General features: G+C 72.1%; 13 protein-coding genes and 1 pseudogene. 11 read left to right on the top strand and 3 right to left on the bottom strand.

Translation table 11 applies throughout. The features are described from left to right. Nucleotides 1-26: 26 nt before the first annotated feature. Complete coding sequence (mnmA, locus tag AC4IHM_RS09285; RefSeq protein ID WP_490866589.1) at nucleotides 27-1157, top strand: tRNA 2-thiouridine(34) synthase MnmA; 1131 nt, start codon at nucleotides 27-29, stop codon at nucleotides 1155-1157. Between the two features lie 28 nt (nucleotides 1158-1185). Here mnmA and AC4IHM_RS09280 read toward each other — a convergent pair whose 3' ends face one another. Beyond that, nucleotides 1186-1419 (bottom strand): hypothetical protein, encoded by a 234-nt coding sequence (locus tag AC4IHM_RS09280; protein WP_490866588.1) that lies wholly within the window; start codon nucleotides 1417-1419, stop codon nucleotides 1186-1188. Nucleotides 1420-1610: 191 nt separating this feature from the next. Beyond that, the gene (locus AC4IHM_RS09275; protein ID WP_490866587.1) at nucleotides 1611-1934 is read right to left on the bottom strand and encodes a DUF427 domain-containing protein; all 324 of its coding nucleotides are present in this window, start codon (nucleotides 1932-1934) and stop codon (nucleotides 1611-1613) included. Between the two features lie 91 nt (nucleotides 1935-2025). Here AC4IHM_RS09275 and AC4IHM_RS09270 point away from each other — a divergent pair, with 91 nt between their 5' ends. The 5 genes and pseudogenes from AC4IHM_RS09270 to AC4IHM_RS09250 all read left to right on the top strand — a co-directional run bounded on the left by AC4IHM_RS09270 (nucleotide 2026) and on the right by AC4IHM_RS09250 (nucleotide 9019). Beyond that, nucleotides 2026-2565: an LOG family protein gene (locus AC4IHM_RS09270; RefSeq protein ID WP_490866586.1), complete on the top strand. Its 540-nt coding sequence runs from the start codon at nucleotides 2026-2028 to the stop codon at nucleotides 2563-2565. A 25-nt stretch (nucleotides 2566-2590) separates the two neighbouring features. Then, nucleotides 2591-3289, top strand: a complete 699-nt coding sequence (locus tag AC4IHM_RS09265; RefSeq protein ID WP_490866585.1) for an SDR family oxidoreductase — start codon at nucleotides 2591-2593, stop codon at nucleotides 3287-3289. A 19-nt stretch (nucleotides 3290-3308) separates the two neighbouring features. After that, a pseudogene (locus tag AC4IHM_RS09260) lies at nucleotides 3309-4321 on the top strand (methionine synthase). Between the two features lie 14 nt (nucleotides 4322-4335). Then, on the top strand, nucleotides 4336-6531 hold the full coding sequence (gene ligA, locus AC4IHM_RS09255; protein WP_490866584.1) for an NAD-dependent DNA ligase LigA: 2196 nt from the start codon (nucleotides 4336-4338) through the stop codon (nucleotides 6529-6531). A gap of 262 nt (nucleotides 6532-6793) precedes the next feature. Beyond that, nucleotides 6794-9019 carry a putative bifunctional diguanylate cyclase/phosphodiesterase gene (locus AC4IHM_RS09250; RefSeq protein ID WP_490866583.1) on the top strand — a complete coding sequence of 742 codons (2226 nt, stop codon included), beginning with the start codon at nucleotides 6794-6796 and terminating at the stop codon, nucleotides 9017-9019. 39 nt (nucleotides 9020-9058) lie between these two features. Here the strand turns inward: AC4IHM_RS09250 and AC4IHM_RS09245 are convergent, their stop codons facing one another. After that, a complete protein-coding gene (locus tag AC4IHM_RS09245; RefSeq protein WP_490866582.1) occupies nucleotides 9059-9649 on the bottom strand; it encodes a TetR/AcrR family transcriptional regulator in 591 nt (196 codons plus the stop codon). 85 nt (nucleotides 9650-9734) lie between these two features. Between AC4IHM_RS09245 and AC4IHM_RS09240 the strand changes: the two genes are divergently transcribed. The 5 genes from AC4IHM_RS09240 to gatB all read left to right on the top strand — a co-directional run bounded on the left by AC4IHM_RS09240 (nucleotide 9735) and on the right by gatB (nucleotide 13915). After that, entirely contained in the window at nucleotides 9735-10106 is a 372-nt protein-coding gene (locus AC4IHM_RS09240; protein WP_490866581.1) for a DUF4267 domain-containing protein, read from the top strand. A gap of 246 nt (nucleotides 10107-10352) precedes the next feature. Continuing rightward, nucleotides 10353-10649, top strand: coding sequence for an Asp-tRNA(Asn)/Glu-tRNA(Gln) amidotransferase subunit GatC (gene gatC, locus AC4IHM_RS09235; protein WP_003973500.1), 297 nt, complete (start codon nucleotides 10353-10355; stop codon nucleotides 10647-10649). A 6-nt stretch (nucleotides 10650-10655) separates the two neighbouring features. Continuing rightward, nucleotides 10656-12149, top strand: a complete 1494-nt coding sequence (gatA, locus tag AC4IHM_RS09230; protein WP_490866580.1) for an Asp-tRNA(Asn)/Glu-tRNA(Gln) amidotransferase subunit GatA — start codon at nucleotides 10656-10658, stop codon at nucleotides 12147-12149. Then, on the top strand, nucleotides 12146-12385 hold the full coding sequence (locus AC4IHM_RS09225; protein WP_490866579.1) for a hypothetical protein: 240 nt from the start codon (nucleotides 12146-12148) through the stop codon (nucleotides 12383-12385). The genes gatA and AC4IHM_RS09225 overlap by 4 nt, the downstream gene beginning before the upstream one ends. A 15-nt stretch (nucleotides 12386-12400) precedes the next feature. Beyond that, nucleotides 12401-13915: an Asp-tRNA(Asn)/Glu-tRNA(Gln) amidotransferase subunit GatB gene (gatB, locus tag AC4IHM_RS09220; protein ID WP_490866578.1), complete on the top strand. Its 1515-nt coding sequence runs from the start codon at nucleotides 12401-12403 to the stop codon at nucleotides 13913-13915. Nucleotides 13916-13974: the final 59 nt, after the last annotated feature.

The following is a 13974-nucleotide window of genomic DNA, read 5'->3' as shown; positions in this document are numbered from 1 at the left end:
CCGTCTCCACGTACCCTGGACGGGTTATGACTGAGACCCCGCAGCGCACCCGTCCCCTCCGCGTCCTCGCCGCCATGTCGGGCGGAGTCGACTCCGCCGTCGCCGCCGCCCGCGCGGCCGAGGCGGGGCACGACGTGACCGGCGTCCACCTCGCGCTCTCCGCGAACCCGCAGTCCTTCCGCACGGGCGCGCGGGGCTGTTGCACCATCGAGGACTCGCGCGACGCCCGCCGCGCCGCGGACGTGATCGGCATCCCGTTCTACGTCTGGGACCTCGCCGAGCGCTTCCGCGAGGACGTGGTCGAGGACTTCGTCGCCGAGTACGAGGCCGGCCGCACCCCGAACCCCTGCCTGCGCTGCAACGAGAAGATCAAGTTCGCCGCGCTGCTCGACAAGGCGCTGGCCCTCGGCTTCGACGCCGTCTGCACCGGTCACTACGCCAAGGTGATCCTGCGCGAGGACGGCACCCGGGAACTGCACCGCGCCTCCGACCTGGCCAAGGACCAGAGCTATGTCCTCGGCGTGCTCGACGACCGCCAGCTCGCCCACGCGATGTTCCCGCTCGGCGACACGCTCACCACCAAGGACGAGATCCGCGCGGAGGCCGAGCGCAGGGGCCTCGCGGTGGCCAAGAAGCCCGACTCGCACGACATCTGCTTCATCGCCGACGGCGACACCCAGGGCTTCCTCGCCGACCGCCTGGGCCGGGCCGAGGGCGACATCGTCGACGAGGCGGGCAACCGGCTCGGCACCCACGAGGGCGCCTACGGCTACACCATCGGCCAGCGCAAGGGGCTCAGGATCGGCACCCCGGCCCCCGACGGCAAGCCGCGCTACGTCCTGGACATCTCGCCGGTGGACAACACCGTCACGGTGGGCCCGGCGCGGGCCCTCGACGTGGACGGGCTGCGGGCGGTCAGGCCCCGCTGGTGCGGCGCCGCCCCCACCGGCCCCGGCACCTACACGGCCCAGCTCCGCGCCCACGGCGGCGAGAGCGAGGTCCGGGCCGAACTGGTCGACGGCACCCTGGAGGTGTCCTTCACGGACCCGGTCCGCGGCGTCGCCCCCGGCCAGGCGATCGTGCTCTACGACGGCACCCGCGTGGTGGGCTCGGCGACGATCGCCTCCACCTCACGCGTGACGGCCGGCGTGGCCTGACCCGACCACCCGGGACCCGGACGTTGGCTCACTTCGCGAGGAAGTCCGTCAGCACCGGTGCCAGTACGCCCGGCTCCAGCGTGTGCGTCTGCCCCTCCACGGTGCCGTAAGCACCGTGGGGGCCGCCCCGGCGATCGCGCGGGCCGCCCGCCAGGGACAGCACGGGAGCGGTGACCGACGTCGGCTCCGGGACCCGGCTGTCGCCCGTCACGGCGTCGTCGTGCGCCGGGCCCGGCGCCGCCGACTCCATGCCCGTCCACATGGGGGACTGCCGGGCACCCGGATCAACTCCTCGCCCAGGCCGGTGTGGCGCAGGAACACGGCGATCCGGCGCACCGGCGGCCCGCTCGCCGCGGCCCGCAGCACCAGCGCGCCGCGGCGACGATACGCCGTACAGCGACGCCTCGCCGCCCGTCGCCGCTCTCCCCGCGGCCCCGCCGGGACACGAACCGCTCAGGCCACCTCCACCTCGTAGAAGCACAGGTGGTCCTTGATCTCCGCCACGTCCGCCTTCGGGTCCGGGTACGCCCAGACCAGGTCCGCCGCGTCCGGCAGCGACCAGTAGGAGGCGTCCCCCTTGAAGGGGCAGTGCGTGTGCGTGTCGGACGGGGTCAGCAGGTCGAGGCGTACGTCCTGGGGCGGGATGTAGTACCGCTCCGGAAGTCCCGTCTCCCTCAGCACCAGCGCCTTGTCGCTCTCCGCGAGCACCTGTCCGTCGTGCACCACGCGCACGTGCCGGTCGCTCGGCTCGACGGTGATGCGGTGTCCCTTGGTCATGATCGTCCTCCTGTGCGACAGTGGCCCCGGTCACTACAGCGTGCCCGGACACCGGGTTCTTCCCGTTTCGGCCGGGCCGTACCGTTGCCCCATGAACATCTGCGTCTTCCTCTCCGCCGCCGACCTCGACGAGCGCTACACGCGCCCCGCGAGGGAGTTCGCCGCCCTGCTCGGCAAGGGCGGCCACACCCTGGTGTGGGGCGGCTCCGACACCGGGCTGATGAAGGTGGTCGCCGACGGCGTGCAGGAGGCCGGAGGACGGCTGCTCGGGGTCTCGGTGGGCTTCCTGGCCGACAAGGCGCGCGAGGACGCCGACGAGATGGTGATCGCGCGGGACCTCGCCGAGCGCAAGCGGCTGCTGCTGGAGAAGTCCGACGCCGTGGTGGTCATGGTGGGCGGCACCGGCACGCTGGACGAGGCGACGGAGATCCTGGAGCTGAAGAAGCACGGGCACACCGACAAGCCGGTCGTCCTGCTCAACACGGCCGGCTTCTACGACGGCCTCAAGGAGCAGTTCCGCCGCATGGAGGACGAGGGCTTCCTGCCCCGCCCCCTCATCGAACTGGTCCTCTTCGCCGAGGAGCCGGCCGGCGCCCTGGCCCACCTGGAGGAGAGCCAGGGCATCGAGTGAGGAGTGAGGCACCGGTGATGCGAGCATGGCCGGCATGGCTACACATGTGATCACCGGAGCGGGCTCCGGCATCGGCGCGGCCGTGGCCCGCCGCCTGCACGGGCGCGGCGACGAAATCGTGCTGCACGCGCGCGACGCGGGCCGGGCCAGGGAACTGGCCGCCGCCTTCCCCGGCGCGAAGACGCTGGTCGGCGATCTGTCCGACCCGGACAGGCTGTCCTGGGCCCTCTCCCACCAGACGCTGCCCGACCGCGTGGACTCGCTGCTGCACATCGCCGGGGTCGTCGACCTCGGCCCGGTCGGCGACCTCACCCCGAAGACCTGGCACCACCAGCTGAACGTCAACCTGGTCGCCCCCGCCGAGCTGACCCGCCTCCTCCTGCCCCAGCTCCGCGTCGCCCAGGGCCACGTGCTCTTCGTCAACTCCGGTTCCGGCCTGAACGCCCACGCGGGCTGGTCCGCGTACGCCGCCTCCAAGCACGGCCTGAAAGCCCTGGCCGACGCCCTGCGCCAGGAGGAGCACGCGGGCGGCGTCCGCGTCACCTCGGTCTACCCGGGCCGCACCGCCGGCCCCATGCAGGCCAAGGTCCACCAGCAGGAGGGCAAGGAGTACGACCCCGCGAAGTGGATCGACCCCGAGTCGGTCGCCACCACGATCCTCATGGCCCTGGACCTGCCGAGGGACGCGGAGGTCCACGACCTGACGGTGCGTCCCGGGCGGTGACGCCCCCTAGGCTGGCCGGGTGAGCGACAACAGCCAGACCAGCCCGTGTTTCGGCCCCGCCACCGGCATCGGCTCCCTCCCGGAGACGACGTCCGCGAGGCCGCGAAGACCGTCACCGGCACCTTCGAGGACTTCCCCTTCCTTCCCGAGCTGCCCGCCCGCGGCCCCGGCGCCGACATGATCGGCCGCACCGCCGGAATGCTCGTCGAGCTGTACGCGCGCGTGGAGCCCAGCGGCTGGCGGCTCGGCGACCGCCCGGGGCGGGACACCAAACGGGCTCGGGCCTGGCTCGGGGAGGACCTCGACGCGCTGGAGGAGTTCACGCAGGGGTACGAGGGCCCGCTGAAGATCCAGGCCGTCGGCCCCTGGACCCTCGCCGCCGCCCTGGAACTCAGGAACGGCGAGGCGGTCCTCTCCGACTCCGGCGCCTGCCGCGACCTCGCCGCCTCGCTGACGGAGGGGCTGCGCCTGCACCTCGCGGAGGTCCGGCGCCGCGTGCCCGGTGCCCGGCCCGTGCTCCAACTGGACGAACCGTCGCTCACCGCCGTCCTGCGCGGCCGGGTGCGCAGCGCCAGCGGCTACCGCACCCACCGGGCCGTGGACCGGCAGATCGTCGAGGGCGCGCTGCGCGAGGTGGCCGGGGTGCACGGCGGCGGCCCCGTCGTGGTGCACTCCTGCGCACCGGACGTGCCGTTCGCGCTGCTGCGCCGGGCGGGCGTCGCGGGCGTCTCGTTCGACTTCTCGCTCCTCACCGAGCGTGACGACGACGCGATCGGCGAGGCGGTGGAGGGCGGCACCCGGCTATTCACCGGTGTCGTGCCGGGCACCGACGCCGCATTGTCAGACCCTGCCGGTAGCGTCATGGGGGTCAGGACGCTGTGGCGCAGGCTGGGGCTGCGGCCGGAGTCGCTCGCGGAGACGGTCACGGTCACTCCGGCGTGCGGGCTCGCGGGCGCGTCACCCGAGTACGCCCGCCGTGCGCTCGCCCACTGCGTCCGGGCGGCGAGATCCCTCGCGGACAACCCAGAGTAACGGGAGGACACACGGTGGCCGGCGACAAGCAGGCGGAGACGACAAACGTGCCCGCGACGGCGCGGGAGAAGCACGCGCAGCTCGCTGAGCAGATCGAGGAGCACCGCTTCCGGTACTACGTGAAGGACGCCCCCGTCATCAGCGACGCCGATTTCGACCGGCTGCTGCGCGACCTGGAGGAGCTGGAGGAGCGGCATCCGGCGCTGCGCACCCCCCAGTCCCCGACGCAGAAGGTCGCCGGCGCCTACGAGACGGAGTTCACGGCCGTAGAGCATCCCTCCCGCATGCTCTCCCTGGACAACACCTTCAACGACGACGAACTCGCCGCCTGGACCGAGCGCATCGCCAAGGAGCTGGGCGAGCAGAAGTACCACTTCCTGTGCGAGCTGAAGGTCGACGGACTCGCCGTCGACCTCACCTACGAGCACGGCCGGCTGGTCCGCGGGGCCACCCGCGGCGACGGCCGCACCGGCGAGGACATCACGCCCAACGTCCGCACCATCGCGGAGATCCCGGAGCGCCTGGCGGGCGACCGGGTCCCCGACCGCGTGGAGATCCGCGGCGAGGTCTACTTCCCGATGGACAAGTTCCAGGAACTCAACACCCGGTTGGTCGAGTCGGGGGACAAACCCTTCGCCAACCCGCGCAACGCGGCGGCCGGTTCGCTGCGCCAGAAGGACCCCCGGGTCACCGCCACCCGCCCGCTGCACATGGTGGTCCACGGCATCGGCGTCCTGGAGGGCTTCTCGGGCCCGGCCCGTCTCTCCCAGGCCTACGACCTGCTGAAGGAATGGGGCCTGCCCACCTCCCCGTACAACAGGGTGGTCGACGACCTGGAGGGCGTGCGCCGGTTCATCGCCTACTACGGCGAGCACCGGCACTCGGTGGCCCACGAGATCGACGGTGTGGTCGTCAAGCTCGACGAGATCCGCCTCCAGGGCCGGCTCGGCTCCACGGCCCGCGCACCCCGCTGGGCGATCGCCTACAAGTACGCGCCGGAGGAGGTCAACACCAAGCTCCTCGACATCAAGGTGGGCGTCGGCCGCACCGGCCGCGTCACTCCGTACGCGCAGGTCGAGCCGGTCACGGTGGCCGGCAGCGAGGTGGAGTTCGCCACCCTGCACAACCAGGAGGTCGTCAAGGCCAAGGGCGTGCTCATCGGCGACACCGTGGTGCTGCGCAAGGCGGGTGACGTGATCCCGGAGATCCTCGGACCGGTCGCCGACCTCAGAGACGGCAGCGAGCGGGAGTTCGTGATGCCGGCGAAGTGCCCCGAGTGCGGGACGCCGCTGAAGGCGATGAAGGAGGGCGACATCGACCTCCGCTGCCCCAACGCCCGTACCTGTCCCGCCCAGTTGCGGGAGCGCGTCTCCTACCTCGCCGGCCGGGAGTGCCTGGACATCGAGCACTTCGGTGCTGTCGTGGCGGCCGCGCTGACCGGACCGCTCGAACCCTCCGAGCCGCCACTGGTGGACGAGGGCGACCTCTTCGACCTCACCGTCGACAAGCTGCTGCCCATCAAGGCGTATGTCCTCGACCCGGACAGCGGGCTGCCCAAGCACGACCCCAAGACCGGCGAGGAGAAGATCGTCACGGTCTTCGCCAACAAGGAGGGCGAGCCGAAGAAGAACACCCTCGCACTGCTGAAGAACATCGAGGAGGCCAAGAGCCGCCCGCTCGCCCGCTTCCTCAACGGGCTCTCCATCCGCCATGTCGGGCCGGTCGCCGCCCAGGCCCTGGCCCGCGAGTTCCGCTCGCTCGACCGCATCGAGCAGGCCACCGAGAAGGAGCTGGCGAACACCGACGGCGTCGGCCCGATCATCGCCACCGCCGTCAAGGAGTGGTTCGCCGAGGAGTGGCACCGCGAGATCGTCCGCAAGTGGAAGGCGGCCGGAGTACCCCTGGAGGACCAGTCGGCCGAGGAGGACGGGGGCCCGCGCCCGCTCGAAGGCCTCACCGTCGTCGTCACCGGCACCCTGGAGGACTTCACCCGGGACGGAGCCAAGGACGCCCTGCAGACCCGGGGCGCCAAAGTGACCGGATCGGTGTCCAAGAAGACATCCTTCGTCGTGGTCGGTGACAACCCCGGGTCGAAGTACGACAAGGCCATGCAACTGAAGGTGCCTGTTCTGAACGAGGAGGGTTTCACCGTCCTGCTCGAACAAGGAGCCGAAGCGGCGGCCGGCGTCGCGCTTTCGGCCGAGGAATAGCGGTTGAAGGCCACCCGATCGGCGCATATCAGATGCATACGGGTGGCCGGGGCGCATTCGGGCAACCGTCGACGACCGGTGCCCCTGGAAGCGTTCCGCGGCCTACTGTTGAGGTGTGCGCCCGCCGTGCCCGGCTGCGGTCGGGGCATCTCCCTGCCCCGACCGCAGGACGGGGCGAAGGGTTCTCCAACGCGGAGCCGTTGATGACTGTCGGGCGTCGGGCCGCGTGGCGTGGGCACCGCAGGCTGTGAGAGGGACGGGAATGGAACCGACCGAGAGCGCCGCCGCGGGCTCACGGCTGCGCCTGCGTCGCAGGGTGGGCGCGTGGCACGTGGGCCGGCGGCTCGGGCAGCGCGATGGTGGCGCGCCGTATCCCGCGGCGGACGCCCGCGGCTCCGCACCGTCGCCCGTGCGGCGGTACGCCCAGGGGCCGGCCGACATCGACGGCGAACGGCACCTGTCCTGGCCCGCGTTGCCCGCGGCGATCGTCGGTGCCGCCGCCTTCGTGCTGGGCGCCGGCTTCTACCGGGCGTTCACCGACGGCCACGCCCTCTTCCCGTCCGGCACCGTCGGCTGGTCGCTGGCCGTGCTGACCGGCATCGTCGTCGGCCACCTGGTCATGCTCGGCCGCTCCCGCTGGTGGGGCGGCACCGGCTCCGGCGCCGCCCTCACCCTCGCCGTCCTGCTGCTGTACGGATGGGTTCCGGCCGGCATGGTCAGCCTCACCGTCGTCGTCCTGGTCGGCATAGCCCGCCGGGGCCGCTGGCGCCAGGGCGTGCTGCACGGCGCGGTCGACCTCCTCGGCATCGCCGCGGGCGCGCTCCTGCTGGGTGCCTGCGGCTCCGTACCGTCGGTGGAGGACCCGTGGGACCCCGACACCTGGGGGGTGTCCGCGGCGCCCAAGGTGGCACTCGCCGCCGTCGCCTATCTCGCCGTCACCCGCGCCCTGCTGTGGTACTTGCAGACACCGCGCGTCGGCCTGCCCACCGTCGCCCGCACCGCCCTCGTCAGACAGGGCCTCGTGGCCGTCGCGCTGCTGGGCATCGCCCCGCTGATCTGCGTCGTCGCCGTCGCCAAGCCGCTGCTGCTGCCGCTGTTCTCCATCCCGCTGATCGCCCTGGACTCCACGCTGCGGATCGCCCGTGCTCGGGCCGAGGAGCAGTTGCGCGACCCGCTCACCGGACTGCCCAACCGGCAGTGGCTGCTTGAGCGGACCTGGACCGCGCTGGACGACGCCGAGCGCATCGGCGCCCGCTCGGCACTGATGCTGATCGACCTCGACCGTTTCCGGTCGGTCAACGACACTCTCGGCCATCTCGCCGGTGACCGGCTGCTGCTGCAGACCGCCGACCGGCTGCGGCAGGCCCTTCCGCGCGGCGCGGAGGCCTCGCGGCTCGGCGGCGACGAGTTCGCCGTCTTACTGCCCGTGGCCGACTCCACCACGTCGGCGACCCGGATCGCCCGGGGCCTGGTGGCCGCGCTCAGCTCCCCGATGGATCTGGACGGGCTCACCCTCGTCCTGGAGGCCAGCGCGGGCGTCGCGGTCTTCCCCGACCACGCGCTGGACGCCGAGGGGCTGCTGCGCCGCGCGGACGTGGCGATGTACCAGGCGAAGCGGGACCGCACGGGCGTGGAGGTCTACGAGTCCAAGCGGGACTCCAACACCCCGGACCGGCTCGGTCTGCTGGGCGACCTGCGCCGGGCCCTGGACGCCCACGAGGTCCAGCTGCACTACCAGCCCAAGGTCCGCTTCGACGGGCAGGTCGCGGGTCTTGAGGCCCTGGTGCGGTGGGTGCATCCCGAGCGCGGCAAGGTGCCGCCGGACGAGTTCATAGCGATCGCCGAGTCCTCGGGGCTGATGCCCCATCTCACGGAGTACGTGCTGGAGACGGCGCTGGAACAGGTCGCCCGGTGGCGTTCCCAGGGCCTGTTCGTGCCGGTCGCGGTCAATGTGTCCCCGCGTGATGTGCACACCCCCGGGTTCGCGGGCTCGGTGGCCGCCCGGCTGGCCCGGCACGGGGTGCCCGCGGGAGCGCTCCAACTGGAGATCACGGAGCACGTCCTGCTGGAGGACCCGCAGCGCGCGGCCGACACCCTCAACGCGCTGACCGGGCACGGCGTGAAGATGTCCCTGGACGACTTCGGCACCGGCTACTCCTCCCTCGTCCATCTGCGCAGGCTGCCGGTCAGTGAGCTGAAGATCGACCGCTCGTTCGTGGCCCGGCTGGCCGTCGACACCGAGGACGCCGAGATCGTGCGCTGCACCGTCGACCTCGCGCACTCGCTCGGACTGCTGGTCGTCGCCGAGGGCGTGGAGGACGACGAGACCTGGGAGCGCCTGCGCGACCTGGGCTGCGACGCCGTACAGGGCTGGCTGGTCGCGGCCGCGATGCCGCCGGACGAGACGACGGCGTGGCTGCGCGCGCGGGGCTCACGGGGCTGGGTGCGGCCCGCCGCCGCGCTGCCGATGGCCGCGACCGACGACTGACCCGCCCGCCGGCGCGCGGGTCAATCCCGGGCGGCAGGGTCAGCCGGCGGGGTCGCGCGGCACGAAGTGGCCGATCAGCAGGTCCAGTCGGCGTTCGTGGGCCTCCTCCGGCAGTCGGCCGCTGCGCATCAGGGTCACCAGCCCGTGCAGGCCAGCCCACCACGTCTCCGTGAGCAGTCCAGGGTCCTCGCCCGGTGCCGCGACGGGCTCCACGGCCCGCAACAGCTCGCCGAACGCCTCCTGGAGGGGCTCCGGGGCCTCCGGCGTGGCGAACGGCAGGTCCACCCGGAGCGTGAACATCGCGTCGTAGAGCGCGGGCCGCCGCCGCCCGAAGGCCGTGTACGCCCTCCCGACCGCCGCCAGCCGCTCGCGCGTGCCCCCGGCCGCCGCGGTCGCCGCCCGCAGTTCGGCGGTGAGTTCCTCGCAGCCGCGCACCGCGACCGCCGCCATGATCGCGTCCTTGCCCTTGAAGTGGCTGTACAGGACCGGCTGGCTGTACTCGATCTCGGCGGCCAGCCGGCGGGTGGTGACCGCGTCCCAGCCCTCCGCCTCGGCCAGTTCCCGCGCGGCCGTCACGATCAGCCGCTCGCGTTCCGCTCGTTCGCGCTCCCGGCGCGTCTGGATCGTCATGACTCGGATTCTAGCATTGCTAGCCATTCTGTCGACGATCTGCTAGCTTCGCTCTTGCCCCTAGCGCCGCTAGCAAGGAGAAGCCGTGACCGTCACCGCGTACACCCTGGCCGTCGTGCTCGACCTGTTCTGCCTGTTCCTCGGATACCGCTTCCTGTTCCAGCCCGGGTCCGCCGCCACCGGCTACGGCGTCCCGGCCGACCCCGGCGGGGACGCCGGCGCCTATCTGACGATCAAGGGCCTGCGGGACGGCGCCCTCGGAGTGGTGGGCCTGGCGCTGCTGGCCTTCTCGGGCGCCCGTGCCGAGGCCTGGTTCATGCTGTGCGTGGCCCTCGTGCCGCTCGGCGACACGCTCATAGTGCTGCGCCACGGGGGCGCCAGGGCCGTGGCCTTCGGGATCCACTTCGCCACCGCGGTCGTCGTCCTGATCAGTGCCGGTCTGCTCTTCGCGGTCTGAGGGCGTCGCCGCCGATCGTCCCCGAGGCCGCCCCGGGGCGTCTGCGTCGGTGTGCGGGACCGGTACGACAACCATTTCCCGGGCAGCCGCGCCCGGGACGCGCACCGCGCCCGAGCGGGCGGTGGGGGAAACCGTTTCACGCACTCGGGGCCCCGCCCCATAGGATTGGGCCCGGACCGACTTGCCCAAGCCCACGTGCCCGAGTCGATTCGCCCAAACCGCACACTCACCCCAGAGGAACGCTGCATGCCTGGCATCACGCGCGAGGAGGTCGCCCACCTCGCCCGGCTGGCGCGTCTGGAGCTGAAGCCCGAAGAGCTAGAGCACTTCGCGGGACAGCTCGACGACATCATCGGCGCGGTCGCCCGCGTCAGCGAGGTCGCCGACCAAGACGTACCGCCGACCTCGCACCCGCTCCCGCTGACGAACGTCATGCGGCCGGACGAGGTCCGTCCGTCGCTCACGCCCGAGCAGGCGCTCTCCGGCGCCCCGGCCCAGGAGCAGCAGCGTTTCAAGGTGCCGCAGATCCTGGGGGAGGAGTAACCCGCCATGAGCGACATCATCAGGCTCACCGCGGCCGAGATCGCCGCGAAGATCGCCTCCGGCGAGCTGACCGCGGTCGAGGTCACCGAGGCCCACCTCGCCCGCATCGAGGCCGTCGACGAGAAGGTGCACGCCTTCCTGCACGTCGACCGCGAGGGCGCGCTCGCGCAGGCCCGCGCCGTCGACGAGAAGCGGGCACGCGGCGAGAGGCTCGGCCCGCTGGCCGGCGTCCCGCTCGCGCTCAAGGACATCTTCACCACCGAGGGCGTGCCCACGACCGTCGGCTCCAAGATCCTGGAAGGCTGGATCCCGCCGTACGACGCGACCGTCACCCGGCGCCTGAAGGCCGCCGACGTCGTCATCCTCGGCAAGACCAACATGGACGAGTTCGCCATGGGGTCCTCCACCGAGAACAGCGCCTACGGCCCGACCGGCAACCCCTGGGACCTGACCCGGATCCCCGGCGGCTCCGGCGGCGGTTCCTCCGCCGCGCTCGCGGCCTTCCAGGCACCGCTCGCCATCGGCACCGACACCGGCGGCTCCATCCGCCAGCCCGCGGCCGTCACCGGCACGGTCGGCGTCAAGCCGACGTACGGCGGCGTCTCCCGCTACGGCATGGTGGCCTTCTCCTCCTCCCTCGACCAGGGCGGCCCCTGCGCCCGCACGGTCCTGGACGCGGCCCTGCTGCACGAGGTGATCGCCGGGCACGACCCGATGGACTCCACGTCCATCGACGCCCCGGTCCCCGCGGTCGTCGAGGCCGCCCGCAACGGCTCGGTGTCCGGCATGCGCGTCGGCGTCGTCCGGCAGTTCCGCGGCGAGGGCTACCAGGCGGGCGTCATCCAGCGCTTCGACGAGTCCGTCGAACTGCTCAAGGAGCTGGGCGCCGAGATCGTCGAGCTGGACTGCCCGTCCTTCGACCTCGCGCTGTCGGCGTACTACCTGATCGCCCCGTCCGAGTGCTCCTCCAACCTCGCCCGCTTCGACGGCCTGCGCTACGGCCTGCGGACCGGCGACGACGGCACGCACTCCGCCGAGGAGGTCACCTCGCTGACCCGCGAGGCCGGCTTCGGACCCGAGGTCAAGCGGCGCGTCATGCTCGGCACGTACGCCCTGTCGAGCGGCTACTACGACGCGTACTACGGCAGCGCCCAGAAGGTCCGCACCCTGATCAAGCAGGAGTTCGAGCAGGCCTTCGAGCAGGTCGACGTGATCGTCTCCCCGACGACCCCGACGACCGCCTTCGCGATCGGCGAGCGCGCCGACGACCCGATGGCGATGTACCTCGCCGACCTGTGCACCATCCCCACCAACCTGGCGGGCAACGCGGCCATGTCGCTGCCCTGCGGCCTCGCCCCCGAGGACGGTCTGCCGGTGGGTCTGCAGATCATCGCCCCCACCATGAAGGACGACCGGCTCTACAAGGTCGGCGCCGCGGTCGAGGCCGCCTTCGTGGAAAGGTGGGGCCACCCGCTGATCGAGGAGGCACCGTCGCTGTGAGCAAGCTGTCGAAGGCCAAGGGCTTCAAGAAGTCCCGGAACGGCCTGTACCTGTCCATGGCCACCACCGTGTTCGGCGCGTTCGGCGTTGCCAAGCAGGCGAAGCTCGCACGGGCCGAGAGCGACACGCTCCGTCTCGTCGACGCCGCCGTGTCCGCCGCCGCCATCGCCACCGGCCTCGCCATCCTCTACCGCGAGCTGAAGCGCCTGGGCGACGACGACGTCCTGCTGGGCTGAGAGGGAAGTTTCACCGTGACCACCACGACCGACCTGGTGTCGTACGAGGACGCGCTGGCGTCGTACGACCCCGTCATGGGCCTTGAGGTCCATGTCGAACTCGGCACCCGCACCAAGATGTTCTGCGGCTGTTCGACCGCACTGGGCGCCGACCCCAACTCCCAGACCTGCCCCGTCTGCCTCGGCATGCCCGGCGCGCTCCCGGCCGTCAACGCGACCGGCGTCGAGTCGGCGATCCGCATCGGTCTCGCGCTGAACTGCGAGATCGCCGAGTGGTGCCGCTTCGCCCGGAAGAACTACTTCTATCCGGACATGCCGAAGAACTTCCAGACCTCCCAGTACGACGAGCCGATCGCCTTCGACGGCTACCTCGACGTGCAGCTGGAGGACGGGGAGACCTTCCGCGTCCAGATCGAGCGCGCCCACATGGAGGAGGACACCGGCAAGTCGACGCACGTCGGCGGCGCCACCGGCCGTATCCACGGCGCGTCCCACTCCCTGCTGGACTACAACCGTGCCGGCATCCCGCTCATCGAGATCGTCACCAAGCCGATCGAGGGAGCGGGCGGGCGCGCCCCCGAGGTCGCGCGGGCCTACGTCCGTGAGCTGCGCGAACTCATCCGGGCGCTCGGCGTGTCCGACGCCCGCATGGAGATGGGCCAGATGCGCTGCGACGTGAACCTGTCGCTGCGCCCGCACGGCCGGGAGAAGTTCGGCACCCGAAGCGAGACCAAGAACGTCAACTCGCTGCGTTCCGTGGAGCGCGCGGCCCGCTTCGAGATCCAGCGGCACGCGGCCGTGCTCTCCTCGGGCGGCACGATCGTCCAGGAGACCCGCCACTTCCACGAGGACACGGGGTCCACCACCTCGGGCCGGGTGAAGGAGGAGGCCGAGGACTACCGGTACTTCCCGGAGCCCGACCTGGTGCCCGTGGCCCCCTCGCGCGAGTGGGTGGAGGAGATCCGTTCCACCCTGCCCGAACTGCCGCTGGTGCGCCGCAACCGGCTCCGCGAGGAGTGGGGCGTCTCCGGCACCGACATGCAGTCGATCCTCAACGCGGGCGCGCTGGACCCGATCGTCGCCACGATCGAGGCCGGCGCCGACGCGGCCTCCGCCCGCAAGTGGTGGATGGGCGAGCTGGCCCGCAGCGCCAACGAGTCGGGCACGACGCTCGACGAGCTGGCGATCACCCCGGCGCAGGTCGCCCGGGTCGCCGAGCTGGTGACCTCCGGCGAACTGAACGACAAGCTGGCCCGCCAGGTCATCCTGGGCGTCCTCGCCGGTGAGGGCACGCCGGACGAGGTCGTCGACAAGCGCGGTCTCAAGGTCGTCTCCGACGAGGGCGCGCTGACCGCCGCCGTCGACGAGGCCATCGCCGGCAACCCGGGCATCGCGGACAAGATCCGCGGCGGCAAGCTGGCCGCGGCCGGCGCCCTGGTCGGCGCGGTCATGAAGGCGACCAGGGGGCAGGCGGACGCGGCCCGCGTCAAGGAGCTGATCCTGGAGAAGCTGGGTGTCGCCGAGGGCTGAGACCCGGTACATCCCGAGCCCTGGGGGGACGCGTCGAACCCGACGCGTCCCCCCAGGGC

The organism is Streptomyces sp. SL06 (assembly GCF_058244745.1).
Note: the sequence above shows the minus strand (reverse complement) of the source record. Positions and strands in the feature narration are given on the sequence as shown.